At 75.0% G+C, this 288-nt stretch carries 1 pseudogene; it reads left to right on the top strand.

Annotation, left to right across the window (positions count from 1 at the left end):
• Positions 1-288 (top strand): annotated as a pseudogene (locus tag AA75_RS50520) (helicase); the annotation flags it as partial.

Below are 288 nucleotides of genomic sequence, written 5' to 3'. Positions count from 1 at the left end.
GCCGCGCCGAGGCCGGCGAGGAGGGCCTGGACTGGACGGGTGCGCTGACAGCTGAGCGCAAGGCCGCGCTGGACGCGATCGATCCGGGGTGGTGCCCGTCCTGGCCGGTGGAGTGGCAGCGGTGCTTCACGCTGGCCTGGCGGCACGTGAAGGCCGGCGGCACGCTGGCGGGTGCCGTACCGGGCAGTGTCGTCGTCCAGAGCGAGGACCTCGCCGGGTGGGGCCGCGCGCAGCAGGTCGGCTGGGAGAAGCTGGGACCGGCCCAGCAGTGGGTGTGCGAGCACGTCC

The organism is Kitasatospora sp. MBT63 (assembly GCF_000710465.2).
In the GTDB taxonomy this organism is placed as follows: Bacteria; Actinomycetota; Actinomycetes; order Streptomycetales; family Streptomycetaceae; genus Kitasatospora.
Note: the sequence above shows the minus strand (reverse complement) of the source record. Positions and strands in the feature narration are given on the sequence as shown.